Below are 25285 nucleotides of genomic sequence, written 5' to 3' on the forward strand. Positions count from 1 at the left end.
GCGAGGTTTGCTATTGGATCTGCCGATGAGCACGATCAAGACGCTGTGGAAATCCATATGGTTACGCCGGATCATGATTGCCGTTGGCCTGATTGCCGTTTGTGCCGCAATTTGGTTCGGCTTTCCAATGACGGGCTGGCCACCCCTATTGGGGCTTTGGCCACGGGTGATCGCGATTGGTGTGATCGTGGCAGGGATTGCCGCAGTCTATGTAAACCGCTGGCGTAAGCATCGCAAACGGGCGAAGGCGCTGGAAGACAGCCTGATGGTGGCCCCCGTTGGTGACGGGCAGGTGCTGAATGAGCGGATGCAAGATGCACTGGCCAAACTGCGCAAATCAGGTGGCAAAACCTATTTATATGATCTTCCGTGGTATATCATCATCGGGCCACCGGGGGCGGGTAAAACCACGGCGCTGGCCAATTCCGGGATCGAATTTCCCGGGCTGGACAGTTTGAAAGATCATGCGCAGGGCTTTGGCGGCACGCGCAACTGCGATTGGTGGTTTGCCGAAGATGCGGTGCTGATAGACACCGCTGGGCGTTATACAACCCAAGACAGCGATGCGCAGGCCGATCAAGCCAGTTGGCACGCGTTTCTGGACCTGTTGAAAAAGGGGCGCCCGGATCAGCCGATCAACGGCGTCATGCTGGCATTTTCCGTCGAAGATATGATGAATGCCACAGAAGACACGCTGGCCGCACATGCCCAGACGGTGCGCGACCGTCTGGCGGAAATCCATGATGTGCTGAAAATCGACTTTCCCGTCTATGTGCTTTTCACCAAAGCGGATCTGATCGCAGGGTTTCGGGAATATTTCAGCTCGTTCAGCCAATCGCGGCGCAAGCTGGTCTGGGGCACCACATTCCAGACCCGTGATCGCGCCGCGCAAACGTGGCAAAATGTGCCGGCTGAATTTGATGGGCTGGTGGCGCGCCTATCCGATGAGGTTATCGACCGGATGAGCGAAGAACCCGATGGGATTTCGCGCGTGGCCATCTTTGGTCTGCCCGGTCAAATGGCCATGCTGCGCGATACGATGTCGGATTTCCTGCGCCGGGTGTTTGAGCCAACGCGCTACAAAACCAACGCGATTTTGCGTGGGTTTTATTTCACCTCTGGTACGCAAGAGGGAACACCGATTGATCAGGTTCTGGGTGCCATGTCGCGCAATTCCGACAGCGGTGCTGCCTTTCAGCCCGCGTTCATGTCGGGCAAGGGCAAAAGCTATTTTTTGCATGACCTGCTGACCAAGGTGATTTTTGCCGAACGCGATTGGGTTGGGTTTGATCGCAAGGCGATTGCGCGGCGTTCTATTTTGCGCAGCGTGGCCCTATCGGCCATTGGCGTTGTTACATTGGCACTGATGGCGGCATTTGGTTTCAGTTTTTGGCAAAATGCGTCCTTATTGCGCGCCGCCGAAGTGGACGCGGTGACATATGCGGATCATGCCCGCAATGAAATTGCCCGGCCGGTGATCGAAGATACCAATCCGTCGCTGATCATGCCTCATCTGCAAGCGTTGCGACAGATGACAGCGGGATATGGCGATCCGCGCAGGCCGTCGCTTTGGGAAGATTTCGGCCTGTCGCGTTATACTGAACTGCACCTGGCCGCCGACAGGGCCTATTCCGATGGGCTGGAACGTATGCTGCGCCCACGGATGATTTTGCAGATGGAAAACGATATTCCGCAGTTGATCGCCAATGATGATACAGCCGGGGTGTATCGTGCGCTTAAAGTCTATTTGCTGTTAGGCGGGCAGGGAGAGGGAGCAGGGTCCGATGACGACGCCGCCATCACCACCTATTTCGACACGATCTGGCGGCAGGAATTCGACACCCCCGGACAGTTTGATGAACGTGATCAGATTACCGCGCATCTGGCTGCAATGCTGGAACTGGACGGCGATCGCACACCCATCATTTCCATCGATCCCGAGATCGTCAGCCGCGCGCGTGAGGCGATCGTCAACCTGCCCTTGGCGCAGCAGGCCTATGCATCAATACAAGACCGTGCCGCGACCTCTGGCGTGCCTGATTTCAATCTGAACGACCGGATTTCAGGGGCGGTGGCGCAGGTGTTTGAAACCACCGATGGCGCACCGCTGGCGCAGGTCACGGTGCCCGGGCTATATACGTTTGAAGGGTATTGGGGCTACTTTCTGCAAGAGCTGACTGAGGCGCGTGACCGGTTGCGCGAAGATCAGTGGGTCTTGGGCGAGGCCGCAGGCCGGGTGAATTACGAGACCCAGCTTTCGTCCTTGGAACGCGAATTGCATCGCATGTATCGGTTGGATTTTGCGCAGGCTTGGCGGGATATGTTGAGCCGGCTGGCCGTGGCGCGCATGTCCGCCGACCCGCCGCAATATGAGGCGCTGGCCGCGCTGTCGTCGCCTGTCGCATCACCGATGCTGGAACTGGTAGAGGCCGTGGACGAAGAAACCCGGCTGACCCGATTGTATGATGAGATCGACGCATTGACCCCAGAACAATTGGCGAGCGGATCGCTCAGCGGTGATCTGGGCAGCACATTGTTTCAACGGATCTATCAACGTGGCGGCGTCTTCCAGCGCGTGGTGATGGACAATGTTTCGGCAAATAGCAAAGCCCAAGAGCGTGTCGGCGGATCCTTGACCGAAGATACGCAGCGCCGTCAGGTAGAACGTATCAGCGATGATTTCGCGCAATGGCACAGCCTTTTGCGCGGTGATCCAGGTGGCCGACCGGTCGACATAATCTTGAAAAATCTGTCTGCCTTGCGTGACAACCGCCGGCAGGCGGCAATGGCGCCGACGCCGGCTGATGAAACTTTGCTGGGGCAAAGCCTGTCGGCCCTGACAGCCAATAACACGGCGCTGCCCCAGCCCTTACCCCGGATGTTAAACGAGGTTGAGACCGAATTCCGCGCCGTCGCGCAAGATGCCACGATGGTGCAGCTGAACCGGGCGCTGAACCAAGATGTCACGCAGTTTTGCCGAGACTATATCGCGCCGTTTTACCCCTTTGGAAACGGGCGCCATATTTCGCCCGCGATCTTTGGGCAATTCTTTGGACCGGGCGGAAAAATGGACAGCTTCTACAGCGCCTATTTACAGCCGCATGTCTTGCGCGGCGCCAATGGGTTGGAACCCGCGCCCGACAGCCCCGTTGGACAGCGCCTGACCCCTGCTACCCTGAAGCAATTTGACCGCGCACAGGCCATTCAGATGGCGTTCTTTGCCTCTGGTTCGCCCGAGCCCCAAGTCAAGATGTCGGTAACACATGTCACGTCATCGCCAACGGTTCAGCTGTCGGTCCTGTCGGTCAATGGTGCGTCGATCCGTACACAGCCAGATAGCTCCCCGGCGGCATTGGAATGGCCCGGCCAATCCTCTGGCGTGTCAATTGAGCTTTATCCGCAAGAACAGGGTCGGCAATCCAGCCTGAGCTTTGCGCAAGGGCGTTGGGATATCGTGACATTCCTGCGCCGCGGGCGGGCACGCGTGGTGGGTAATGTTGTGGATGTCACCCATGATATCGGTGGCCGGTCGATCACCTACCGGATGGAATTTGATTCCACGACAGTACCATTCTTGATGCCAGAGCTGTCGGATTTTTCCTGCCCCGTTTCATTGGAGTAACGCATGGATCCGCGCGCACAGATCGGAGTGTTCGGCAAACATCCCGCCTATGGGGATTTTTTACGCGCCGGCGTGTCCGATCCGATAGTCGAGGCAATGATGCAGTGGCTGGACCCGACATTGGCGCAATTGCGCGATGATCTTGGGAATGACTGGGCGGCCTTTTGGGATCAGGCGCAACCGGTGCGGTTTTGGATCGGGCGTGGCGTGTTTGGCAAAACATTGGCCGGCATCATGGTGGCGTCACATGATCGGGTCGGGCGCCGCTATCCGTTGGTGCTGATGGGCGAGGGCGTGGCACAGGCCGCCCCGGTGGTCGATCCCGATCAGACAGTCTATGCCGCGTTGGAATATCATCTGCGCCAAATGCAGCCCGGTATCGGTGCCAAGGCGCTGCTAGAGGGCATGTCGGTTTCAATGCCTTCCGAAACGCCGCAGGCGGCGCAGACAGGCCCGACAGTCTGGGCGCATCACCCGCATGCGGATCTTGCTGCCTTGCTGGGTGCCGCCGTCCCGGTAGAGGCAGAGCATGCGCGTTTGACCCGGGCGATGTTTTGGGCACCGGGTGGCGACGGGCGCGCAGCCTGTTGGTTGTCGCATGACCGCATGCCGCAATCGGGGGCTTTGGGCTGGCTTCTGGGCGGTGTGCCTGCGCAGGACGACATCCAGACCGGCAGCCCTGTCTCATCGGACCTCAGCCCCGGCATCAAGGACTCACAGGAGGCCAAATCTCATGCACCATAATGACTTTTTCAGCTTTGAAACGGGTCAGGCCACCGATGTTGGATGTCGCCGCGAGGTGAATGAGGATAATTTTCTATCGCGCGGGGATTATGGGCTGTGGGTTGTGGCCGATGGTATGGGTGGACATGCCGCCGGTGATTTCGCATCGCTTGCGATTGTGCAGCAGCTCAATTCCGTGGGCGTTCCGGCGTCTGCAGATGACCTGCAAGCGCGGTTCATGGAACGGCTGACCCGGGCAAATGATGAAATTATCACCCATGCCGAGGCGCTTGGCAGGGGCACGATTGGGGCGACGGTGGTCTCGCTTTTGGTGCATGACCAACATTTCGCCTGCATCTGGTCAGGCGATAGCCGGGCCTATCTGCTGCGCCATGACCGGCTAAGCCAACAAAGCCGCGACCATACAGAGGTGCGCGCCTTGCTGGACGCGGGCACGATTTCGGAACATGAGGCGCTGCATTGGCCGCGCAAGAATGTCATCACCCGGGCGATCGGTGTCACTGCGCAGCCGCAATGCGATATTGTCGTAGGCGCATTGCAAGAAGGGGATGTGTTCTTGCTGTGCTCCGACGGGTTGACCGAACATCTCAGCGATACCGATATCGCCTATTTCCTGCGCTCACATGCACCTCAACAGGCTTGCGATGCGATGGTGGCGGAAACGCTTGCACGGGGGGCGCGCGACAATGTTACGGTGATTGTCGTGCGTTGCGGCCCACCGCCGCTTTTTGCCGAAGAGGAAGACAGCTGTCTAAGCGATAGCACCGGGGAGGAGCAATGACCCCGCCCGACCCATTGCCCGAAAACCGCGCCAATAAAGATAATGATCAAAGCCGCACCGTGATTGACACAGTCGGGATGGACGCCCCGGTCCCGGCAGCTGGGCCGCCGCCTGCACCCGGGCCGGAGACAGATAAAACGGTGTTTACACCCGTGACGGATGCGGCCGACGGCACAGACGAACACGCGTCATCCCAAAAGCCACCCGTGCCGGTCGATGCGGCGCTACCGGCTTTGGCGCAGCCACGCACCGCATCGGTGGCGGCACATACCAGCCCCAGCACAACCGCAATTGCTATCGGCACGCTGATCAACAACAATTATGAAATCACACAGACCTTGAAGGCCGGGGGCATGGGGGCCGTCTATCGCGGTGTGGAAATCGGCACGGGTGATCCGGTGGCGATCAAAGCGATCCTGCCCGAATTGGCCGAAGATGAAAAAGTTGGCCTGATGTTCAAACGCGAGGCCCGCACGTTGCGTCAGCTCGCGGATGAGGCGATTGTCCGATACTATAACTATGTGCATGACCGGGAGCTGGATCGTTATTTTCTGGTGATGGAATTCATCGAAGGTGTGCCCCTGTCCGAGCATATCGAACAAAGTGGAGCAATCCCGGTGCCCCAAGCCCAGATCCTGTTAAGGCGGCTGGCGAAGGGATTGGCGAAAGCCCACGCTCAGGATGTCATCCACCGGGATTTATCGCCTGATAATGTGATGTTGCCCGATGATGCGGTGGATCAGGCCCGGCTGATAGATTTCGGCATCGCCAAATCCAATGTGCTGCAAGAAAGCACGATGGCGGGTCAATTTGCGGGCAAATTCAAATATGTCGCTCCCGAACAGCTGGGACATTATAACGGCGATGTCACTCCGGCGACCGATATTTATGGGTTGGCACTGATGATCTGTGCCACTGTGATCGGTCGGCCATTGAATATGGGCAGCTCCATCGTCGAAGCGGTGCAATCGCGGCTGACAATCCCGGACCTTCAGGCTGTGCCAGAGGCGATGCGCCCGTTACTGGCGCATATGCTGGAACCAGATCCTGCGCGGCGCCCTGCCTCGATGGATGTGGTGCAGCAAATGCTGGCCACACCGGCAATGATCCCGATGCATTATCGGATGGGCCTGCCAATGCCCCCCGCGCTGCAGCCTGCAGGCAATGGGACGGTGACCGGGCGGGAGGCATCCGCACTCACCCATTCCGCGCCGGGGTTGCAACTGCCCGGCGCCGCGTGTCACGCCAACCCGTCCGCACCGCCGATGCCTGTTGCTTTGCCAATGCAGGACGGGGCGCGTGATGGCGCCGGCCGGCTTCTTGGCGCGTTGGCCATGGTCTTTGCTGCCAGTATTGCAGCCGCCGGATGGTATGCATGGGATCATGGGCTGTTGGGCAATGATCCACCCCTGCCAATGCCGGTGGCATCTGCGGGACAAGGTGGTGGCAGTGCAAACGGGACTGCGCCGGTCACCACAACGCGAGACGGGTTTCTGGCCGCGTTTGACACGGGCGAATGCACCTATACCGCGCGGATTGCCGCCGGGCCCAATGCAGGCATGATCGAAGGGTTTTCCGCAAGTGGCGAAGCCTTTGCCGGTTTGCCCGCAGCCTATGAAGAAGCCTTTGGCGCGCGCCCTGCGATTCTGTCCCGCCAGATCACATCGCCCCAATGCTCAGCGCTGGATTTCGCGCATAAGCTGCAAGGGCGCGGCAGACCTGGCGTGCAGATGGTGCTGTCAGAAGATCAGATCACAAGTGGCGAAAGTGTCGGAGCACAACTGCAAGCAGAGGGCGCGCAATCGCTGTGGCTGGTGCTGATCACCCCTGTCGGTGGTGTCTATAATCTGACCGATCGCTTGTCTGACCCGGTGGGCGGTCAACGGCGGTTGAATTTTGGGCTGAATTTGGCGCAAGGCGAGGAAGAACAACCACAAATTCTGCTTGCGGTGGCGTCTGATACCCCCCTTGTGCGCGCCGCGGCAGCCCGCGATGGGACGCAGGCTGCGGATCTGCTGCCGCAGATCCTGGACGAGATAGCGCAATCTGATGGGGCGGCGGCAGCTGCCGTTTCATATGTTATGTTACGTCCGGCCGCCGCCGCTGAAACGCAGGGCACCGCTGCGCAAGATGACTGACAAGTTCTCTAGGATTTTAAAAGATCGCTTGTGCGAATGCATGACTTGCCCTAAAGAGACAATGCAACGTTTTTTCTTACTGCACCCTGTCTCCGATCCCGGCTTCAGCCTGCCTCTACGAACTGACAAAGCCGGGTCGTCGCATACTGCGGGCGGCATTACTAAACTAGGAGATCTCACGATGGCTAAAGGCACCGTGAAATGGTTCAACACCACCAAAGGCTTCGGCTTTATCGCACCTGAGTCCGGTGGCAGCGACGTATTCGTTCACATCTCGGCTCTTGAGCGCGCTGGCATTCAGCAGCTCGACGATGGTCAAGCAGTGACTTTCGATCTGGAAGCCGGCCGTGACGGCCGTCAAGCAGCAGCAAACCTGCAGCTCGCCTAATTCAGGCTCCTACGCAGACCTGATCCCTGCGGGGGTCGGGTCATCACTTGGAGTTATCATGGCTAAAAAAGACGCGACTTTGGCAAGTTTTGCCTTCTCGCCCGCCAAAGCGGCAACCCCCCACGATAAAACCAACGCCGCCGCGCGCGATATTATTTCGACAGAAGCCAATTATCGGGCAGATAAAACTGCCAAATTGCGGGCCGCTCGGCTTGCGCGTGATGGCCATGCACCCGTTGATGTTGTTGACGATTTGCCGGTAACGATCGACATCACGCTCAGTTCAGACGATTGATCGCGCCCACTTCGGGCATCTATCTGACTGCAGGTCCGTCCTGAGACGAAGCGGAGGCTGTTCATGCCGACCGATACAGATTTTGCACATCAAGCCATCCGGCATTATCCCCTGAAACCCGCGGAAACCGGGCTGGAATGGAACGAATTTTTCCAGCGACTTGCGCTTGGGACTTTGCCAGAGCCAAAATCAACAGAGCCGTGCCGGAAATAGGCTGCGCCTGATTGCATCCGCCCGCAAGCCATGCACAGATTGCCCCGCGATACAAAGTGGAGGATCTGAAGATGAGCGTATTGGCAGCACCTGATTACCCCGGATTTTGGATCGATGATCCTGTGCATCGCAACTTTCTTCGGATCGAAGCTTTGGCGCAGTTTCATTTTTTTCGTAAATCATTACGGGGGGATGGCGGTTTTGATGTGTTGGGATGTGACGGCACGCCGCAGCGCCGTGGCCCACAGGAACTGCACACGACAACGCGTCTTGTCCATTCTTACGCATTGGGTCATGCCATCGGTGTGGCAGGGTCCGATGACATAGTCGATGCAGGTATGGCGTTTTTATGGAAACACCATCGCGACACCACCCATGGTGGATATATGTGGGGTGTGACGCGCGATGATGTGGCCGATGGCACCAAGCTTGCCTATGGGCACATGTTTGTCCTTCTGGCAGCGTCAAGCGCGAAACTGGCAGGACATCCGGATGCCGATCGGCTGTTGTCCGATGTCACAGAGGTATTGAACCGTCATTATTGGCAGGCCGATTTCGGCCTGTATCGCGATGAATTCACCCGGGATTGGCAAGAATTTTCCAGATATCGCGGAATGAATGCCAACATGCATGGTGTTGAGGCGCATTTGGCGGCTTTTGAGGCCACATCCGATCCAATATATCTGGACCGCGCGGGCAAGATCCTTGATTTCTTTGTCCATCGTATCGCACCTAATTATGGTGACCGCTTGCCAGAGCATTACAATGATCAATGGCAGGTCGATCCTACCTATGCGGGCAATCCGATGTTCCGGCCTGCTGGCTCAACGCCGGGGCATTCACTGGAATTGGGCCGGTTGTGCCTGCAACATTGGGAATTAACGGGGCGGCCAGATACGGATGCACCCGCCCGTGCGCGCAGCTTGATTGAGACGGCGATCAGAACAGCATGGCGTCGCGACGGCGGCTTCGCCTATACGCTGGATCTTACTGGAAATGTTGATATTTCCGACCGATATTGGTGGCCCGTTGCAGAAGGAATTGGCGCCATGGCCAGCCTGATCAAGCTGGACCGACACGAGGCTGATGAGGATTGGTATCGCAAATTTTGGAGCTTTGCACATGACCATCTGATTGATCATCGCCACGGTGGTTGGTTCCCGGAACTGTCTGATCTGACGCGCCCTGCCAGCCATCAATTCAAAGGGAAGCCCGATATCTATCACTCGGTGCAAGCCGCGCTCTTTCCCTTACCCGATGGGCTTTCGCGCCTGCAAACAGGGCTTGCGGCAGTGATGTAGACCGTTTTTTTCATCATCGGACCAGAAATCTGCGTGATGGAAACAAAATGTGAACAAACTTGGTGAATCCTGCGCGGGTATATGGCTCTCAGAATGAGGTGCGAATGACCTGGGCAGGACAATTTTTGATAGGGCTGGCGCTATGTGCCTGGCCAACTTTATTATTCGCGGAGGCGCAGTCGCTTGTGACCCGCGGGTCGTTATTTGATGGGGCCGCTGGCACCCCGCTTATTCAGCGCGCCTCTGTATCCTCTGCCGCGGGGCCTAGCTTGTTTGCCGGGCAATCAGGTGGCAGCCTGCTCGCCCCTGTGCCCAAACGTGTGACGTTGCCCGATGGGGTCGTACAGGCCAGTTTCGTGCCGCAAGCCGCATCTTTGGGTGGATTTTCCCCCTATCGGCCCAATGGTCGCGGAAGCTTCCACGCCGATCGGATCCGCCATCTGATCGCGCAGGCCGAAGCAGGGCCTGCGGGTTATGACGCCGTGCAATATGGGGCCACGCGGCGCCCTGCTAAGCGCCCGACCCGAATGACCATTGCGGAAATCTATGCGTGGATCAAGGCGACGCCGGGCCAACCCCATGCTATCGGGCGTTATCAGTTCATACCCGCAACCCTGCGACGGCTTGTAAACCATCTCGGCGTTGATGAGCGCACCACATTCACACCGGCGCTGCAAGATCGGCTTGCGGATCTGTTGTTAGAGGAGGCAGGCCTGTCCCAAGCAATGGCAGGGAACCTTAGCCGGACGGGATTTATGAACAATTTGGCCAAGATCTGGGCCGGGTTGCCTAATTCCAGTGGGAAATCGCACTATGATGGATATGCGGGAAATCACGCGACAATGTCTTGGGCAAAATTCGATGGTGAAATGGCGCGGATTTTTCCTGGGTAGGGATGCGTGGCCCTATGTATAAGCCACGCATCACCGTGATCAGACGGCTGTAAAGCCACCGTCAATCGGCAAGGTCACACCAGAAATCATCGACGCGCCATCGGACAAAAGGAACACGATTGGCGCCGCGATTTCATCTTCGGTCGCCCAACGATGCAGAGGCATGGTGTCAAGGAACGGGCCCTGAACCTCGGGGCGGCCCCAATACCATGCCGACATCGGCGTCATGACAACGGTCGGGTTCACGGAATTGACGCGGATACCATATTCGCCCAGTTCCAACGCAGAAACGCGAGTGATGTTATCCAGTGCTGCTTTTGACGAGCCATAGGAAATATGCCCCCGCAGCCCAACCAAGGATGCCTGCGATGACACGTTGACAATGGCACCGCCCTTGCCCAGACGCACCATCGATGCCGACGCATATTTCGTCACCAACAGCGCACCGCGGGCATTGATCGAAATCACCTTGTCAAAGACGGAGATATCCGTCTCCATCGGGGTTGCGATTTCGCCGCCAAACCCTCCGCAATTCACCACGCCATACAGGTCCAACCCCTCAAGTGCGGTTTTCACGCTGTCTTCCGATTCCAGATCAAAAGGCAGGGTGCGGCAGCCGGTTTCCTTTGCCAATTCGGCCAAGGCGTCTTCGTTGCGGCCATTGGCGATCACCTCGGCCCCGGCTGCGATCAGATGGCGGACCGTGGCGCCACCGATACCACCAGAGGCACCTGTGACAAGGATCGGCCCTTTGTCAAAACCCGACATGTTGTAGTCCTTTGTTAGAGAGTTGTTTGAAATTCAGGGGTATCTGCCTGCGTGATCACATAATCCGCAGGAAGGGAGTGGCGCAGAACGGTCAGCCCGTTCGGCATATCATTGGCATCTACCTTGTCCGGGATTGCACTTTCTGCGATGCCAAAGCCGCGCCAACGGTTAAATAGGCGCCGGCGTAGCTCAGCTTCGGACACACGCAAGGACACAGTAACATCGAACAGCGCGGACAGATCGCGCCAACCCGGTTGATCCAGCAGCAGGTAATTGCCCTCAACAATCAACAGCTCGACAGTTTGCGGGATAATCCGCGCACCATTGCGAGAAATTTCCAGCTCTCTGTCAAACACAGGCACCGCGATGTCCGAAGCGTTCTGCCGCAGCCGTTGCAGCATATGCGCAAACCCGTCGACATCGAATGTATTGGGGGCGCCTTTGCGTGGGCGTAAACCCCACATCTGTAAAATGGCATCATCATAATGATAACCATCCATCGGGAAAACGGCAGCACAGCCCGGGGCGGCGGTGTTCAGTGCAGTTTCCAGCCCCTCAGACAGGGTAGATTTTCCTGCGCCGGGCGGGCCAACCACAGCCAGCAAAACTCGGCCCTGACCGCGCATCTGCAACAGCTGCGCGGTCAGGGTGTCTATGGAGGTAGGGACCATTTTTGTCACGGAAGTTTACGCCAGACGGGCTTCGGTGACGGGATCGAAGGCCACTGCCTTTTCCATATCAAAGGCAAAGGGGAAGGGCTGACCGCTTCGCGCGGACGTGTGCGCGCGGAACCGGCCAATGGCATCTTTGCCACCCAGCGAAACCGTGACGAATGTATCTGACCCGGCCGGTTCTATCACATCCACGGGGATGTCAACCTGATGGATCGCCTGACTGTCGCGGCTGGCACCTTCTGGATCGGTCAGGGCCTCGGGGCGAATACCCAGAATGATCTCGCGCCCGTCGTCTTGGGTCAAATGTGAAGCCTTGGGGAAGGGCAGGGTGATGGCGGTGCCCGTGGCCAAAGTGACCTCGGCTGACATTACGCCGCCGATGTTGCGCAGACGGGCAGGAACAAGGTTCATCGCCGGGCTGCCCATAAACCCGGCCACGAACATATTTGCCGGGTTGTCATAGATTTCTTGCGGCGTGCCAAGCTGCTGCACATCACCGCCGAACATTACCGCAATACGGGTCGACAGGGTCAATGCTTCGATCTGGTCATGGGTCACATAGACGATCGTGGTGCCCAGTTTCGCATGAAGCTTTTTGATCTCGGTGCGCATATCGACACGCAGCTTCGCGTCCAGGTTGGACAATGGCTCATCAAACAAAAACACATCAGGGTCGCGCGTCAGCGCCCGGCCCATGGCCACACGCTGGCGCTGACCGCCCGACAATTGGCCGGGTTTACGGTCCAACAGCTGGGTGATTTGCAATAGCTCGGCCACGGCGGCGATCTTCTTTTCCCGTTCGGGTTTTGGAATGCCATGCATCTCCATCCCGAATGAGATATTCCCGCGCACCGTCATATTTGGATACAAAGCATAGCTTTGGAACACCATCGCGATATTGCGATCTGCCGGCCGGGCCTCATTGATGCGGCGGCCGTTGATGCGCAATTCCCCCGAGGTAACACTTTCCAGCCCCGCGATCATATTCAACAGGGTGGATTTGCCACAGCCCGACGGACCGACCAGCACCAAGAATTCGCCTTTTTCCACCGAAATTTCGGTTTCATTCAGGACTTTCACCGCACCATAGGATTTGGTGACATTGTCGATATCCAGAAAACCCATCGAATTTATCCTTTAACAGAGCCAGACATCAAGCCGCGCACGAAGAAGCGTCCGGCAACGATGTAGACAAGCAGGGTCGGCAAGGCGGCCATGATGGCGCCTGCGAAATGGACGTTATATTCCTTCACGCCAGTTGAAGACTGCACAAGGTTGTTCAGCGCCACTGTCATCGGCTGACTGTCGTAATCCGCAAAGGATGCCCCGAACAGAAAGTCGTTCCAGATATTGGTGAACAGCCAGATGACGCAGACAACTGCAATCGGGCCGGAATTGGGCAGCATTATCCGCCAAAAGATGGTGAAGAACCCGGCACCGTCAATCTCGGCGGCGCGCACCAACTCGGTCGGGAATGCGGCATAGTAATTGCGGAAATACAGCGTCGAGAAGCTGATACCATAAATGATGTGGACAAAGATCAGCCCCGGAACAGTGCCCGCCAGCCCCAGAAACCCAAGCGCACGGGCCATCGGGATCAAGACGATCTGGAATGGGATGAAGCAGCCAAACAGAATCAGGCCGAACAAAACGGTCGCGCCCTTAAAACTCCATTTCGTCAGCACATAGCCGTTCAATGCGCCCATCAGGGTTGCGATGGCCACAGCGGGCACAACCATCAAGAAGGAGTTCATGAAATACGGCTTCAGGCCGGTGGCCTCAACGCCGACCTGGGCTTGCGACCAAGCGTTGGTCCAAGCGGCGGTGGTCCAGTCACCCGGCAGGGCCATCATCCCGCCAGAGGTGATTTCGCTAAGCGGTTTTAACGAGTTCACCAGCATGACATAAAGCGGCAGCAGGTAATATACGCAAAAGACCGCAAGGATCAGATACAGAAAAAGACGGGCAGGGCGCAGGGTCATCGTTTTGGCTCCCGCAGTTCGGACCACAGATAGGGGACGATCACGGCGGCAATTGTCAGCAGCATGATTTCAGCTGATGCAGCGCCAACGCCCATCTGGTTTCGGGTGAAAGTATAGGAATACATGAAGGTCGCAGGCACTTCGGTTGCGGTACCCGGGCCGCCATTAGTCAGCGCCACAACAAGGTCATAGGATTTGATCGCCATATGCGCCAAAACGACAAAGGCCGACAAGAACGCAGGACGCAGTTGTGGAATGACAATCCGGCGATACAGCGCAAATTTGGATGCACCATCCACTTCGGCGGCATGCAAAATCTCGCTGTCGATACCGCGCAAACCCGCCAGGAATGTCGCCATCACAAAGCCCGATGTTTGCCAAACCGCGGCGATGACGATGGTGTAGATCGCCATATCCCGATCTTTGATCCAGTTGAATTCAAAGCTTTCCCAGCCCCAGCCCTGCACAACAGATTCCAATCCAATCCCGGGATCCAGGAACCATTTCCACGCCACACCTGTCACGATGAACGATAGGGCCATCGGATACAGGTATACGGTGCGAATAAAGCCTTCGGCGCGGATCTTCTGGTCCAGTAAGATCGCCAAGGAAAGCCCAAGCACACAGCAAATCCCAATATACAATGTGCCAAAGATCGCCAGATTGGTGATCGCTATATCCCATGTCCGCAGCTGAAACAGCTTGACGTAATTGTCGAACCCCACCCAACCAAAGCTGGGCAACATCCGACTGTCAGAAAATGACAGGTAGGTGGTGAAGAAAATGAAGCCATAGACGAAAATCGCGATCAAGGCGATCGTCGGGCTTAGAACAATGCGCGGCAACAGCTCACGCATCCGCGCAGCGGCGGAGGGGGCAGATCGGGCCATGAAGGCCTCCTTGGGGCGTGGAAAAGGGGCGGCGGGATCACACTTGTCCCGCGTAGTGGCGGCGCCCGAAGGCACCGCCTATCAGCATTTACATCGCAGCAGATTCGACTGCGATCTGCAACTCTTCCACGGCATCCTGAGACGACATGTCAGAGTTGAAATGTTCGGTCACAACGTCGAAGATCGCGCGCTGCACAGCCGAGGTCTGGCCATGGCCATGCGCCAACGACCCCAGAAGCGACCCATTGCCTTCGGCTTCGACGATGTCTTTCATAGCTTTCTGGCCGCAGGCATCGAATTTTTCAGGCGACACATCCGTCCGCGCCGGAATAGAGCCTTTGACAAGGTTAAACGCCTCTTGGAAAGAGGGTGACATCACGGCTGAGGCAAGCTCCATCTGCGCGTCACGATTGTCGTCGCTGACATCAAAGGCAGCAAAGAAATCGGTGTTAAACAGATAGGATCCTTCGGTGCCCGGTGCCGCGACACATAGGATATCTTCGCCCGGCACCATGTCGGCGCGGATGATCTCGCCCTTGGCCCAGTCACCCATCAGCTGCATGGCCGCTTCGCCGTTCAGAACCATCGCTGTGGCAAGGTTCCAATCCCGACCCGAGAAGTTGTCATCGACAAACCCGCGCAGCGTGCGCATCTGGTCGAAAACCTGAACCATTGTGTCTGATCCAAGCGCGTCCATATCTGCTTCGATGATGGCCTTGCGGTAAAAATCAGCGCCGCCAATCCCCAGCACAACATCGTCGAATACGGTCGCGTCCTGCCATGGCTGGCCACCATGCGCCAATGGCGTGATGCCTTTATCCTTCAATGTCTGCGCGACAGTGTTGAATTCTTCCCATGTGGTGGGCGGCGTAAGGCCATTTTCTTCAAAGATCGCAGCATTGATCCATAGCCAGTTCGGGCGGTGGATATTGACCGGGACAGCAACCCATTTGCCGTCATACATTGCAAAATCTTTCAGCGCGCCCGGAACAACATCGGCCCAGCCACCCGCTTCTGCGGCTTGTGTCAGATCACCCAGCGCGCCTTCTTGCGCCCATTCACGCACCTGCATGCCAAGCAACTGCGCCGCCGTCGGCGGGTTGCCCGAGGCCACGCGCGCTTTCAACGTTGTCTGTGCAGCTTCGCCACCGCCACCAGCGACAGGCATATCTTCCCAGCCCACACCTTTGGTCGACAGGTCTTCTTTCAAAACGTTCAGTGCTGCGGCTTCGCCACCGGCGGTCCACCAATGCAGAACTTCCACGTCTGCCGCCTGTGCAGATGCACCTGCGCAAACCAAAGCGGCGCTAGCCATAAGGCGGCTCATCATTTTGTATTTCATCATTTCCTCCTCCGATGAAAACGCAGCGCTCCACCGCTGCGGTCGTCTTATCCGGGCGGGTGTTTCGACTGGTTTTGAACCACCGCCAAGTTTGTTTGGTTGCAAAACAAACATAAGTCACGCTATCTGTCAACACGGCTCAGTGATCGAAATTGGGCCAATGGCCGAGCAGGAGACCCGCCCATGTCGATGCCCAGCACCGTCAGGCATATGAACGAAACACGCGCCTTGGAAACCCTGTTACACAACGGGGAAATGAGCCGTGCGGACCTTGCACGAGAGCTGAATTTAACCCGTTCGACCGCCAGCAGCATTGTGACATCGTTGATTGAAAACGGTCACGTTCATGAGATCACGACCGATTCTTCGGATGCGGAGCGGGTGCAAAAAACCGGGCGCCCGGGGATCCGGCTTAGCCTGAATGCCGATCGCGCGCTGTTCTTGGGGGCGGATATTGCTGCCCGGCGACTGCGGCTGTGCGCGGTGGATTTGTTGGGGCAGGTGCGTCATCTGGAAACGCTTGAAACCACCGAAGACATCCTTGCCCCTGATGAAATCGTAGAGCGGATGGGGGCAATGATCGACCGATATGTCGCAAGCGTCCCGGATGTATCAGTGGTGAAAGGGGTGAATGTTTCTGTCCCCGGCCTGGTGGATTTTGACGGCAATGTCTTGCGTGCGCCCCCGTTGGGATGGCAGCGGGTGGCGCTGCGCGATCTGCTGCAATCCCGGCTAAGCCGCGTGCAGGTTCTGGGGCTGGTCAATGATGCCAATGCATTCGCCTATGCCGATTGGCAGGCGCGCGGCACTGCGACATTGACCGATGCAATATATTTGCTGCTGGATGACGGCGTGGGCGGCTGCGTGGTCAGCGGTGGCAAGATTTTGCAAGGCAGTGATGGGTTTGCCGGAGAGATCGGGCATATGTTGGTGGGGGAAGGCGGATTTTGCAACCTGACCAACGTGGGCGGTGTCTTGGAAAATTACATCTCTCGGCGGGCATTATTGCAGCGCTATCGGGATCTGGGCGGCGTGGCCAATCGGCTGCAAGATTTTCTGGATGCACTGGCACGTGATGAGCCTGTCGCCCATCAGGTGGCCGCCGATTGGGCGGTCTATCTGGGCCGCGGTCTGGCGAATTTGACAGTGCTGTTGAACCCTAGACGGGTGATATTGGGCGGGCGCGGCGCGGGTGTTTTGCCCTTTGCCGGAGGCCAGTTGACGGCGGAAATTTCGGCACATCTTTTGCCCGCCACGCCCTTGCCCGCTGTTGAAGTATCAACGGTCGGACCAGAAGCGCCAGCCGTGGGCGTCGCGAAAATGCTGCACCGGAATTATTTCGCGCTGCGGGCCGAACTGTCCGAACAGTTTTCGTGATGTATCACCGCCGAGCCATTCCATCGCCAGTTTCTTGTCTGAAGATATTGCGCCGGCCCTGATTGCCACTGTAAACATCGCGGATGTTGCACCCTGAAGCCGCCCACATCCGACTGCGTGATCTGCAGTATGCCCCCGACGGAGTGTCGGTTTTGGGGCCTGTCAGCCTTGATCTGACACAGCGTCGGATCGGTGTGATCGGGCGCAATGGATCGGGGAAATCATCTTTATCGCGGCTGCTATGCGGGTTGGTCAGCCCTACCAAAGGCAGCCTGCGGATCAATGATGTGGATGTGTTCCGCGATCGCCGCGCTGCGCTGCGCATGGTGGGGATGTTGTTCCAAAACCCTGATCACCAAATCATTTTTCCCACCGTATCAGAGGAAATCGCATTTGGCCTGCGCAATATGGGCCTGACACGGGCGCAGACGGCACAGCGTGTCACCGCAGCATTGGCGCAGATGGGATGCACCACATGGGCCGATCGCTCGACCGGGATGCTCAGTCATGGGCAAAAGCAGCTTCTATGTCTGATCTCGGTGCTGGCAATGGAACCCGCCGTCGTGATCTTGGATGAGCCGATGACGGGGCTGGACCTTTTGACTGTCCGGCATTTGCAGCGCTGCCTGACACAGGCCAGGCCCGCCTTGATCCATATCAGTCATGATCTGGAAGCCTTTGACGGCTATGATCGTTTGCTGTGGATTGATCAGGGGCGCATCCGTATGGACGGCGCCCCCGCCGATGTGGTGCAGGCCTATCGGGACGCGATGGAGCAATATGTTGCTGACGCTGATTTACCCCACTGAAACATGGGCGCATCGCCTGCCGGCGAATGTGAAACTGGCGGCTTTGCCGGTCGTCTCAATCGTGCTTTTTGCCAGCGGATCGTTGCCTTTGGCGGCTTTGCTATGTGCGATGACAGTGCTGTTGCTGCTGTCTTGTGGCGGGCGCTTTGCCAAATCGGCTGCGCGCAGCGCACGTCCTATCTTGATCTTTATCGCGGTGATGATCGCGTGGCTTTGGTTCGCCGGCACCCCGTTTGAGGGGCTGCGGATCGGGCTGCGGATGCTGACCCTTGTGCTGTTGTCACTGTTTTTGACCATGACAACGCAGTTTGACGCGATCATGCAGGTGATCCGCACCTTGGTGCGGCCTTTCCCATTTGTGGATGGCGCGCGGCTGGCCTTTGCGGCGATTTTGGTCGTGCGGATGACACATATTCTTGCACAAAAGGGTCAGATGTTGGCGATGGCCTGGCGCGCACGGTCGCACCGCCGCCCGGGCTGGCAGATCTTTATGCCCTGGATTATCGTGGCATTGGATGACGCAGCACATGTCTCCGAAGCGCTTCGCGCTCGGGGCGGCTTACCCTCTGATACGAGCGAATGTAAGACAAAGGATGAAGACAGGAATGGAACATAGATTTGTAAGTATTGCGTTGTTTACCGCGCTGATTGCTGCACTTGGGCTTGTGCCGTCATTTCAGCTGATGTCAGGCGTGCCGATTTCAATGCAATCGCTGGGCGTGATGCTGGCGGGCACTGTGCTGGGTGCGAAACGTGGCGCAGCGGCAGTACTGCTATTGCAGGTGCTGGTTGTGATTGGCCTGCCGCTTTTGGCCGGTGGGCGTGGCGGGCCGGGCATTTTGGCGGGGCCGTCGGTTGGCTTCTTCATCGGTTGGTTGCCTGCGGCCTATGTCACAGGCTTGGTGGTGGAACGCTGGCGCGCCCGCTCGTTGACCTTGGTCGCGGCGGTTGCAGCCCTGCTTGGTGGCATTGTGGTGATGTATGTCTTTGGCATCATCGGCATGGCATGGGCGCTGGAACGCAGCTTGCCGCAAGCGGCGCTTTTATCTTTGCCCTTTATCCCCGGCGACGCGGTGAAATGCGTGCTGACGGGATTGATCACTAATGCCGTGGCACGGGCGCGACCAAGCTATCTGATGTCGCGCCAGTGAGCGATACACGGCCCCAGGCAACATTGGTGCTGTGATGATAGGGCATGCGACCACGATTGACGCTGTGGTGACACAGTTCGGCGTGGTCGCCGTTTTCATTGGCTGCGCGCTGGAAGGCGAGGTCGTGGCCATGACCGCCGGCGTTCTGGCCCGTCATCATCTGCTGGTGTTATGGCAGGTGGTGATTGCCGCAGGCGCAGGCGCCATCAGCGCAGATCTGGCTATATTCCTAACTGCGCGCCATATGCGCGAACATCGGCTGGTGCTGCGGATCATGGCCAAACCTGGGCCGCAAAAGGCGCTGTCTGCCGTGCAGCGCCACCCCTATGCTTTGGCATATTGCTGCCGGTTCATACCGGGGATGCGGATCGTTGGGCCGTTAGCGCTTGCGCAGTCACACATTCCAACAGCGCATTATATCCCTATCGCGGTCGTGACAGGGGCAATCTGGGCCTGCCTGTTCACAATCTTAGGCCATGTGATCGGCCATATCATCGCGCGGCTGGTCGGTGACATCCATCACGCGGCTCCGATCTTACTGATTGGGTTGGGTGCGCTTTGTGTCCTTGCCCTGTACCATCATTTCGGGCGGAAACTTCATTCATGAGCTGGCTGATCCCGCATCTGACGATTGTCGCCATCGGAATTGTCTTTGTAATCACCGCGTCACTGGTGTTGCAAGAGCACAGGCCGCCGCAATCCACGCTGGCTTGGTTGGTCTTCATCGCGTTGCTCCCCTATGTCGCGGTGCCGGCGTTTCTGGCGCTTGGGGTGCGCAAACGCCGGGCAGCGCGCCATTTGCCGCCCATGTGCCCGATCGATGCGCCGCCGGGGCTGCAAAGCCTGCTGACGGGGTATGGTATCGCCGCGCCTACCTGCGGCAATACCATATCGCTTCAAACCGAAGGGAAGGAAGCTTATCACGCAGTGATGGATGTGGTGGCAGGAGCACAGCACAGCATCTGGATCACGCTATATGCTTTGGGCGATGACCCGGTAGGCCGCGCCTTTTGCGATGCATTGCGTCAACGGGCCGATGAGGGGGTGCAGGTTTGCCTTATTTTGGATTGGGTCGGGGCCTTGCGCCGTCCGCGACAGGCCCTGCGCGCATTGCGTCATGCGAAAGGGCAGGTCTGCATTTATTCCCCTCTGCTGCACGGACCATTTGGCGGGCGCGCCAATCTGCGCAACCACAGAAAAATGGTAATTGCCGATGGCACCCGCGTCTGGGCCGGGGGACGCAATATTGCCCACGACTACCTTGGCCCAACACCGGACCCGACCCGATGGCAAGATCTGTCTTTTATCCTGTCGGGGCCCGCGGCTTCTGGATTTTGTGATCTATTCATCAATGACTGGCGCGCAGCAGGCGGCACCGCACTGACCTGCCCCGAGGAGCCCGCCGAGATGGGGCAGGCCCAAATGCGTTTACTGCCCTCCGGTCCCGATACGGCCCGTGATCCACTGCATGACGCGCTGATCTATACCTGTCACAACGCATCTCAAAAGATCTGGATCGTCACGCCCTATTTCATCCCCACTGATGGGTTGATGCAGGCGCTGTCCATGGCCGGGCGGCGCGGGCTGGATGTTCGGATCGTGGTGCCCGAAACATCGAACCAGCGTTTTGCGGATCTGGCACGCGGAGCCTATATGCGCGGGCTGGCCGCCGATGGATGCCGGATCTTTATGGTCCCCGATGCGATGGTCCATGCAAAGGCGGTGTTAATCGATGATCACGTTTTTATTGGTTCTGCGAATTTTGATGCGCGGTCTTTGATGTTGAACTTTGAACTGATGCTTATGACACAAGACAGTTCAACCCGCGCTCAATTGGAGCACTGGGTCAGAAGTCTTCTGTCGCAATCGCAAGAACAGGTGCCGGTTAGCCGGGGTTTGCGCCGCCTGATTGAGTCATTGGTGCGACTGACCTCTCCGATGCTGTAGTGTCCGTTTGCGGTCAGGAACGATTTGGTTCCCACAATCGGGTGATTTTATATGTTCATAATCGCACATCAGGCGGATATAATTTGTCCTTTAAGGTGTGGTCGCACAGGTCCATATGTCTCTCATCGAAGCGACACGCAGACGACCACAGTTGAAGATCAACGGCCGAACGAAAGCTGCGCCTCGCTCTAACTTATGGAGACTTACGATGCGTATTACACCTATTGCCCTCGCCCTGACCGCCGCCCTTGCAGGGGGGGCAGCCACTGCTCAGACATTCTCGCCAGCCCAAATTCAGCTGTCGACCCAGGCCGGCGTAGAGCCAGGCACCTATACCGTTGGTCAGCTGAACGCGATCATCCACGCAGAGCGTAACTCGGCCGCCGATTCAGCCGATCCCGCCCAGCTGGAACGTGCCTTTGTGTTGGAAAATGCAGGCGTTGAAACCGCTACGGCCGGTGACGCCCAGCTTGCTGCGCAGGCGAATGTTCCAGCAGGCGTCTATACCACTGGCCAGCTGCAAGAGCTGATCAAAGCCGGTCGCAACAACACCGACCCAGCCGCAAAACAGCGCCTGATCGATGCTTATGCGAAAGAGGCAACGACAAACAATGCTGGTCTGGCCCAATTGGCCGCCCGCGCGGGGATCAACCCCAACGGCAAATCACCAGCACAGATCGCGGCAGCCTATGTTCAGGCCACCAACGATCTGGATGATTAATCGCCTTCGTTCGGCGATTGTGGGGGCGTCCTTTCGGGGGCGCCCTTCGCGCATTTGCAGACACCGCGCGACATGCCCCGATCCACGGCCGCAATCATCGCATGTTGATATCTGCCATGAGCCCAATTCATTAGTTTTCTGCTATTATAGCTTTATAGTCTTGCAACCAATCAGTCATTCCCACCCCCACAATTCCTGAGTGCAGTCGAATAATGTTACGCGAAAATATCACCGATCTTGTCGCTTTTGCGGCGGTCGCCCGCGAGCGTAGCTTCACCCGCGCGGCAGGGCAGCTTGGTGTATCGCAATCTGCCCTCAGCCATACGATCCGTGGTCTGGAAGAGCGCTTGGGCCTGCGCCTGTTAACACGCACCACACGCAGCGTATCTACCACCCCGGCGGGGGAGCGGCTGTTGAAAACGCTGGCGCCAAATCTTGCGCAGATCGAAACCGAGTTGCGTGACCTGTCAGAGATGCGGGACACGCCTGCGGGCACAATCCGGATCACCGCGCCCGATTTCGCCGTTGAGGGTCTGTTATGGCCCAAACTTGCCCCCCTGATCCGCGCTTATCCAGAGGTCAATCTGGAGATCGTCGTAGATTACACGCTGACCGATATCGTGTCCGAGAAATTTGACGCTGGGGTTCGGTTTGGTGGCCGGGTTTCAGATGGGATGATCGCACAACGGCTTGGTCCCGATGTACGTATGGTCTGCGTTGCTACGCCAGAGTATTTCAATATGCGTAGCCGCCCGCAAATCCCACAGGATTTGGCGGCGCATAACTGTATCAATGTGCGCCTTCCCACGCATGGTGGGCTATATGCCTGGGAATTTGAACAGGCGGGGCGCGAATTTCGTGTGCATACTCAGGGGCAATTGGTATTTAACGCCATCAACCCGATGATTGCCGCAACTCTGGACGGTATTGGCATCTCCTATATGCCGGATTTTTATGTGGCCGACCATTTGGCCTCGGGCAGGTTGGAGGCCGTGTTGCGCGATTGGTCGCAGCCCTTTGACGGGTTGCATCTGTTTTACCCCAGCCGGCGCCACGCCTCACCTGCATTCAGGCTGTTGCTAAACGCCCTGCGTTATCGCGACTGACTGAACGCAAGTCAGGTTTTGGCGCTCATACATCGCTTATGATCGCAGGCGATTGAACCGCCCCGGTTTTTCCGGAGACTATTGAGTTCGTATTTCAAGCTGCGATTTTGTCTGACTTCAAGGCTTGTTCGTGTTTCTCCTCCGCTTTGATTGGCGTGATATATCCGAGAGGTTCGAGAAGGCGCTCCTTGTTGAACCAATCGACCCATCGCCGTGTTTCGCATTCGACCTGATCCTTGGACTTCCAGGGGCCTAACCGATTGATGACTTCGGTTTTGAAGAGGCCTATGATCGTCTCTGCCAGCGCGTTGTCATAACTGTCGCCAACGCTGCCAACAGACGGTTCCAATCCCCCATCAGCCAACCTCTCTGTGTATCTTTTTGCGGACATCTCGTCCTCCTTGCTTCCAAGATTACCAAGCAAGGCGGCTACAAATCTAGGGGCTATTCACTCACAGACTGTGAAAGTCGAAGCCTAGCAGGTTCATATCCTCGGGAGCAGTAGCAGCGTCGAGCGCATCTAGACGCCGCAGGATGCGGCCATGCATACGTGCGTAGATTTTCGATTTTTCAGTTTCCCAAAGGGCTTTCAGCTGCTTATGTGCGAAGGTCTTGACCATGCTTTTGTGTAAGCTGATGGATTACAGTTCTATAGGTTTTGCTTACACGCTGCTAATAGCGCAAGACATAATACTGATTCACGGAAATATGGACCTAAGAGAGGCTCTCACGTTAACCTTAATGATGGGTTGGGTAGCCCCTCCTGACGGTACTTGTGCCAAGGTGATCCGTTTATCTGTTGATTGTCACTGAGAACTGACCCGGTAGCCCCATAAATTGTCACTGAGAATTGACCCATGTGAACACACTTCCCCGACGGTTTTGGTTGGGGTGATTTGGAGTGGTCGACATGGGATTTTTGAGTGTCATTCGACGCTGGGCATTGCGTGACAAAATGCCGATACGCGAGATTGCCCGGCGGACGGGTTTGTCTCGGAATACTATCAAGAAGTATCTGCGCGAAGGCGCGGTTGAGCCGCAGTTCAAGACGCCCAAGCGTCCAAGCAAGCTGGATCCCTACGCGGATCGGCTGGCAGCTTGGCTTTTAATCCAGACGCGGAAGTCACGCCAAGAGCGGCGGACGGTGAAGCAAATGCATGCTGATCTGGTGAAGCTGGGATATGACGGCTCCTATGAACGCGTGGCAGCTTTCGCCCGGGCATGGCGTGAAGATCGGCATCGAGCGGAACAGACGACGGGGCGCGGCACCTATGTGCCGTTGGTATTCCAACCCGGCGAAGCGTTCCAATGCGATTGGAGCGAGGACTGGGCAAACATCGGTGGTGAGCGGGTCAAACTGCAGGTCGCACATGTCAAACTGTCACACAGCCGCGCGTTCCTGGTACGCGCTTATCCGCTGCAAACGCATGAGATGCTGTTCGACGCTCATTGGCATGCGTTCAGGGTTTTTGGCGGCGTCCCTGGACGTGGCATTTATGACAATATGAAGACGGCAGTAGACCGCGTTGGCAAAGGCAAGCAGCGAGACGTCAATGCGCGCTGCAAAGCCATGGCCAGCCACTATGTGTTTGAGCCCGAGTTCTGCAATCCGGCGGCCGGTTGGGAGAAAGGCCAGGTTGAGAAGAATGTGCAGGATGCGCGCAACCGTATGTGGCAGGTCATGCCGGTCTGCGCCGATCTGGCAGAGCTGAACCAATGGCTTGAAGATCGCTGTATCGCCCTTTGGACGGAGACACCGCACAAGGCTCTACCAGGGTCCATCGCTGACGTGTGGGAGGCCGAGAAGCCCACGCTAATGGCACTTCCGCCGGCATTCGATGGCTTTATCGAACACAGTAAGCGTGTGTCACCCACGTGCCTGAGCACGTTCGAACGCAATCGCTACAGCGTTCCCGCCAGCTTTGCGAACCGACGTGTCAGTTTGCATGTCTATCCCGAACGGCTGGTCGTGGTCGCTGAAGGGCAAATGGACCTGCACCGTTTCTGTTCCGGTGTGTTGCTCATCTTAGGCGGCGATCTTTTCGAAGGCCACGGGTGATTTTCCGTCCAAGGCTGAATGGCGCCTGCGCGGGTTGTAGAAGCCGTTGATGTATTCGAACACCGCGACCTCAACATCCCGGCG

General features: G+C 57.4%; 25 protein-coding genes and 2 pseudogenes. 18 read left to right on the forward strand and 9 right to left on the reverse strand.

All coding sequences use genetic code 11. The annotated features are described in order from the left end of the window. Nucleotides 1–25: 25 nt before the first annotated feature. From tssM to BFP70_RS19520, 9 genes are all read left to right on the forward strand, one after another. Nucleotides 26–3622 (forward strand): type VI secretion system membrane subunit TssM, encoded by a 3597-nt coding sequence (gene tssM / locus BFP70_RS19485; protein ID WP_066013685.1) that lies wholly within the window; start codon nucleotides 26–28, stop codon nucleotides 3620–3622. 3 nt (nucleotides 3623–3625) lie between these two features. Next, nucleotides 3626–4366: a type VI secretion system-associated protein TagF gene (gene tagF, locus BFP70_RS19490; protein WP_066013687.1), complete on the forward strand. Its 741-nt coding sequence runs from the start codon at nucleotides 3626–3628 to the stop codon at nucleotides 4364–4366. Further along, complete coding sequence (locus BFP70_RS19495) at nucleotides 4356–5147, forward strand: PP2C family serine/threonine-protein phosphatase (protein ID WP_066013689.1); 792 nt, start codon at nucleotides 4356–4358, stop codon at nucleotides 5145–5147. The genes tagF and BFP70_RS19495 overlap by 11 nt, the downstream gene beginning before the upstream one ends. Continuing rightward, nucleotides 5144–7285, forward strand: coding sequence for a serine/threonine-protein kinase (locus BFP70_RS19500; RefSeq protein WP_066013691.1), 2142 nt, complete (start codon nucleotides 5144–5146; stop codon nucleotides 7283–7285). The genes BFP70_RS19495 and BFP70_RS19500 overlap by 4 nt, the downstream gene beginning before the upstream one ends. Before the next feature lie 181 nt (nucleotides 7286–7466). Further along, a complete protein-coding gene (locus tag BFP70_RS19505; protein ID WP_066013693.1) occupies nucleotides 7467–7673 on the forward strand; it encodes a cold-shock protein in 207 nt (68 codons plus the stop codon). After that, nucleotides 7633–7968 (forward strand): hypothetical protein, encoded by a 336-nt coding sequence (locus BFP70_RS19510; RefSeq protein WP_141693281.1) that lies wholly within the window; start codon nucleotides 7633–7635, stop codon nucleotides 7966–7968. Before BFP70_RS19505 ends, BFP70_RS19510 begins: the two co-directional genes overlap by 41 nt. Nucleotides 7969–8031: 63 nt before the next feature. Continuing rightward, a complete protein-coding gene (locus BFP70_RS21160) occupies nucleotides 8032–8181 on the forward strand; it encodes a hypothetical protein (protein ID WP_176715609.1) in 150 nt (49 codons plus the stop codon). 71 nt (nucleotides 8182–8252) lie between these two features. After that, the gene (locus BFP70_RS19515; RefSeq protein ID WP_066013695.1) at nucleotides 8253–9482 is read left to right on the forward strand and encodes an AGE family epimerase/isomerase; all 1230 of its coding nucleotides are present in this window, start codon (nucleotides 8253–8255) and stop codon (nucleotides 9480–9482) included. Between the two features lie 104 nt (nucleotides 9483–9586). Beyond that, a complete protein-coding gene (locus tag BFP70_RS19520; RefSeq protein WP_083217632.1) occupies nucleotides 9587–10375 on the forward strand; it encodes a hypothetical protein in 789 nt (262 codons plus the stop codon). A gap of 39 nt (nucleotides 10376–10414) precedes the next feature. Here the strand turns inward: BFP70_RS19520 and BFP70_RS19525 are convergent, their stop codons facing one another. The 6 genes from BFP70_RS19525 to BFP70_RS19550 form a co-directional block, all read right to left on the reverse strand. Beyond that, the gene (locus BFP70_RS19525) at nucleotides 10415–11143 is read right to left on the reverse strand and encodes an SDR family oxidoreductase (RefSeq protein ID WP_066013700.1); all 729 of its coding nucleotides are present in this window, start codon (nucleotides 11141–11143) and stop codon (nucleotides 10415–10417) included. A 14-nt stretch (nucleotides 11144–11157) separates the two neighbouring features. Continuing rightward, a complete protein-coding gene (locus BFP70_RS19530; RefSeq protein WP_066013701.1) occupies nucleotides 11158–11814 on the reverse strand; it encodes a nucleoside triphosphate hydrolase in 657 nt (218 codons plus the stop codon). Nucleotides 11815–11829: 15 nt separating this feature from the next. After that, nucleotides 11830–12942 (reverse strand): ABC transporter ATP-binding protein, encoded by a 1113-nt coding sequence (locus tag BFP70_RS19535; protein ID WP_066013703.1) that lies wholly within the window; start codon nucleotides 12940–12942, stop codon nucleotides 11830–11832. A 5-nt stretch (nucleotides 12943–12947) separates the two neighbouring features. Then, nucleotides 12948–13799 (reverse strand): carbohydrate ABC transporter permease, encoded by an 852-nt coding sequence (locus BFP70_RS19540; RefSeq protein ID WP_066013705.1) that lies wholly within the window; start codon nucleotides 13797–13799, stop codon nucleotides 12948–12950. Beyond that, the gene (locus BFP70_RS19545) at nucleotides 13796–14689 is read right to left on the reverse strand and encodes a carbohydrate ABC transporter permease (RefSeq protein ID WP_066013706.1); all 894 of its coding nucleotides are present in this window, start codon (nucleotides 14687–14689) and stop codon (nucleotides 13796–13798) included. The genes BFP70_RS19540 and BFP70_RS19545 overlap by 4 nt, the downstream gene beginning before the upstream one ends. A gap of 88 nt (nucleotides 14690–14777) precedes the next feature. Beyond that, nucleotides 14778–16031 (reverse strand): ABC transporter substrate-binding protein, encoded by a 1254-nt coding sequence (locus tag BFP70_RS19550; RefSeq protein ID WP_066013708.1) that lies wholly within the window; start codon nucleotides 16029–16031, stop codon nucleotides 14778–14780. Between the two features lie 183 nt (nucleotides 16032–16214). On the opposite strand from BFP70_RS19550, the gene BFP70_RS19555 reads away from it, so the two are divergent. The 8 genes from BFP70_RS19555 (at nucleotide 16215) to BFP70_RS19590 (ending at nucleotide 23142) form a co-directional block, all read left to right on the forward strand. After that, nucleotides 16215–17408 carry an ROK family transcriptional regulator gene (locus BFP70_RS19555; RefSeq protein WP_066013710.1) on the forward strand — a complete coding sequence of 398 codons (1194 nt, stop codon included), beginning with the start codon at nucleotides 16215–16217 and terminating at the stop codon, nucleotides 17406–17408. Nucleotides 17409–17491: 83 nt separating this feature from the next. Next, nucleotides 17492–18217, forward strand: coding sequence for an energy-coupling factor ABC transporter ATP-binding protein (locus tag BFP70_RS19560; RefSeq protein WP_141693282.1), 726 nt, complete (start codon nucleotides 17492–17494; stop codon nucleotides 18215–18217). Next, a complete protein-coding gene (locus tag BFP70_RS19565; protein WP_176715610.1) occupies nucleotides 18189–18833 on the forward strand; it encodes an energy-coupling factor transporter transmembrane protein EcfT in 645 nt (214 codons plus the stop codon). The genes BFP70_RS19560 and BFP70_RS19565 overlap by 29 nt, the downstream gene beginning before the upstream one ends. Further along, complete coding sequence (locus BFP70_RS19570) at nucleotides 18823–19368, forward strand: biotin transporter BioY (protein WP_066013712.1); 546 nt, start codon at nucleotides 18823–18825, stop codon at nucleotides 19366–19368. Before BFP70_RS19565 ends, BFP70_RS19570 begins: the two co-directional genes overlap by 11 nt. A gap of 34 nt (nucleotides 19369–19402) precedes the next feature. After that, nucleotides 19403–19975 (forward strand): DedA family protein, encoded by a 573-nt coding sequence (locus tag BFP70_RS19575; RefSeq protein WP_066013714.1) that lies wholly within the window; start codon nucleotides 19403–19405, stop codon nucleotides 19973–19975. After that, nucleotides 19972–21315: a phospholipase D-like domain-containing protein gene (locus tag BFP70_RS19580; RefSeq protein WP_066013716.1), complete on the forward strand. Its 1344-nt coding sequence runs from the start codon at nucleotides 19972–19974 to the stop codon at nucleotides 21313–21315. The genes BFP70_RS19575 and BFP70_RS19580 overlap by 4 nt, the downstream gene beginning before the upstream one ends. 208 nt (nucleotides 21316–21523) lie before the next feature. Beyond that, on the forward strand, nucleotides 21524–22036 hold the full coding sequence (locus BFP70_RS19585) for a hypothetical protein (RefSeq protein WP_066013718.1): 513 nt from the start codon (nucleotides 21524–21526) through the stop codon (nucleotides 22034–22036). Nucleotides 22037–22248: 212 nt separating this feature from the next. Beyond that, nucleotides 22249–23142, forward strand: coding sequence for a LysR family transcriptional regulator (locus BFP70_RS19590; protein ID WP_066013720.1), 894 nt, complete (start codon nucleotides 22249–22251; stop codon nucleotides 23140–23142). 94 nt (nucleotides 23143–23236) lie between these two features. Here BFP70_RS19590 and BFP70_RS19595 read toward each other — a convergent pair. Together BFP70_RS19595 and BFP70_RS21165 are read right to left on the reverse strand one after the other, a co-directional pair. Further along, nucleotides 23237–23521, reverse strand: a pseudogene (locus tag BFP70_RS19595) (integrase core domain-containing protein); the annotation flags it as partial. Between the two features lie 73 nt (nucleotides 23522–23594). Continuing rightward, nucleotides 23595–23762, reverse strand: coding sequence for a type II toxin-antitoxin system RelE/ParE family toxin (locus tag BFP70_RS21165; RefSeq protein ID WP_176715611.1), 168 nt, complete (start codon nucleotides 23760–23762; stop codon nucleotides 23595–23597). Nucleotides 23763–24052: 290 nt separating this feature from the next. Here BFP70_RS21165 and istA point away from each other — a divergent pair. Further along, nucleotides 24053–25132, forward strand: a pseudogene (istA, locus tag BFP70_RS19600) (IS21 family transposase); the annotation flags it as partial. A gap of 36 nt (nucleotides 25133–25168) precedes the next feature. On the opposite strand, the gene BFP70_RS20880 reads toward istA, so the two are convergent. After that, nucleotides 25169–25285 (reverse strand): IS3 family transposase (locus BFP70_RS20880; RefSeq protein WP_218059655.1); only part of this gene is annotated, 117 nt, incomplete at its 5' end.

The organism is Thioclava sp. SK-1, from assembly GCF_001705665.1.
Lineage (GTDB): Bacteria > Pseudomonadota > Alphaproteobacteria > Rhodobacterales > Rhodobacteraceae > Thioclava.

What these genes read in the sequence shown, in the direction of transcription:
- BFP70_RS19520 (WP_083217632.1), top strand. Translation starts at nt 9,587, where the DNA reads ATGACCTGGGCAGGACAATTTTTGATAGGGCTGGCGCTATGTGCCTGG.
- BFP70_RS19530 (WP_066013701.1), bottom strand. Translation starts at nt 11,814, where the DNA reads ATGGTCCCTACCTCCATAGACACCCTGACCGCGCAGCTGTTGCAGATG.
- BFP70_RS19545 (WP_066013706.1), bottom strand. Translation starts at nt 14,689, where the DNA reads ATGGCCCGATCTGCCCCCTCCGCCGCTGCGCGGATGCGTGAGCTGTTG.
- BFP70_RS19575 (WP_066013714.1), top strand. Translation starts at nt 19,403, where the DNA reads ATGATAGGGCATGCGACCACGATTGACGCTGTGGTGACACAGTTCGGC.
- BFP70_RS19565 (WP_176715610.1), top strand. Translation starts at nt 18,189, where the DNA reads ATGTTGCTGACGCTGATTTACCCCACTGAAACATGGGCGCATCGCCTG.
- BFP70_RS21165 (WP_176715611.1), bottom strand. Translation starts at nt 23,762, where the DNA reads ATGGTCAAGACCTTCGCACATAAGCAGCTGAAAGCCCTTTGGGAAACT.
- BFP70_RS19505 (WP_066013693.1), top strand. Translation starts at nt 7,467, where the DNA reads ATGGCTAAAGGCACCGTGAAATGGTTCAACACCACCAAAGGCTTCGGC.
- BFP70_RS19580 (WP_066013716.1), top strand. Translation starts at nt 19,972, where the DNA reads ATGAGCTGGCTGATCCCGCATCTGACGATTGTCGCCATCGGAATTGTC.
- BFP70_RS19515 (WP_066013695.1), top strand. Translation starts at nt 8,253, where the DNA reads ATGAGCGTATTGGCAGCACCTGATTACCCCGGATTTTGGATCGATGAT.
- BFP70_RS19585 (WP_066013718.1), top strand. Translation starts at nt 21,524, where the DNA reads ATGCGTATTACACCTATTGCCCTCGCCCTGACCGCCGCCCTTGCAGGG.
- BFP70_RS19555 (WP_066013710.1), top strand. Translation starts at nt 16,215, where the DNA reads ATGTCGATGCCCAGCACCGTCAGGCATATGAACGAAACACGCGCCTTG.
- BFP70_RS19570 (WP_066013712.1), top strand. Translation starts at nt 18,823, where the DNA reads ATGGAACATAGATTTGTAAGTATTGCGTTGTTTACCGCGCTGATTGCT.
- BFP70_RS19500 (WP_066013691.1), top strand. Translation starts at nt 5,144, where the DNA reads ATGACCCCGCCCGACCCATTGCCCGAAAACCGCGCCAATAAAGATAAT.
- BFP70_RS19560 (WP_141693282.1), top strand. Translation starts at nt 17,492, where the DNA reads ATGTTGCACCCTGAAGCCGCCCACATCCGACTGCGTGATCTGCAGTAT.
- tssM (WP_066013685.1), top strand. Translation starts at nt 26, where the DNA reads ATGAGCACGATCAAGACGCTGTGGAAATCCATATGGTTACGCCGGATC.
- BFP70_RS19540 (WP_066013705.1), bottom strand. Translation starts at nt 13,799, where the DNA reads ATGACCCTGCGCCCTGCCCGTCTTTTTCTGTATCTGATCCTTGCGGTC.
- BFP70_RS19550 (WP_066013708.1), bottom strand. Translation starts at nt 16,031, where the DNA reads ATGAAATACAAAATGATGAGCCGCCTTATGGCTAGCGCCGCTTTGGTT.
- tagF (WP_066013687.1), top strand. Translation starts at nt 3,626, where the DNA reads ATGGATCCGCGCGCACAGATCGGAGTGTTCGGCAAACATCCCGCCTAT.
- BFP70_RS19495 (WP_066013689.1), top strand. Translation starts at nt 4,356, where the DNA reads ATGCACCATAATGACTTTTTCAGCTTTGAAACGGGTCAGGCCACCGAT.
- BFP70_RS21160 (WP_176715609.1), top strand. Translation starts at nt 8,032, where the DNA reads ATGCCGACCGATACAGATTTTGCACATCAAGCCATCCGGCATTATCCC.
- BFP70_RS19525 (WP_066013700.1), bottom strand. Translation starts at nt 11,143, where the DNA reads ATGTCGGGTTTTGACAAAGGGCCGATCCTTGTCACAGGTGCCTCTGGT.
- BFP70_RS19590 (WP_066013720.1), top strand. Translation starts at nt 22,249, where the DNA reads ATGTTACGCGAAAATATCACCGATCTTGTCGCTTTTGCGGCGGTCGCC.
- BFP70_RS19535 (WP_066013703.1), bottom strand. Translation starts at nt 12,942, where the DNA reads ATGGGTTTTCTGGATATCGACAATGTCACCAAATCCTATGGTGCGGTG.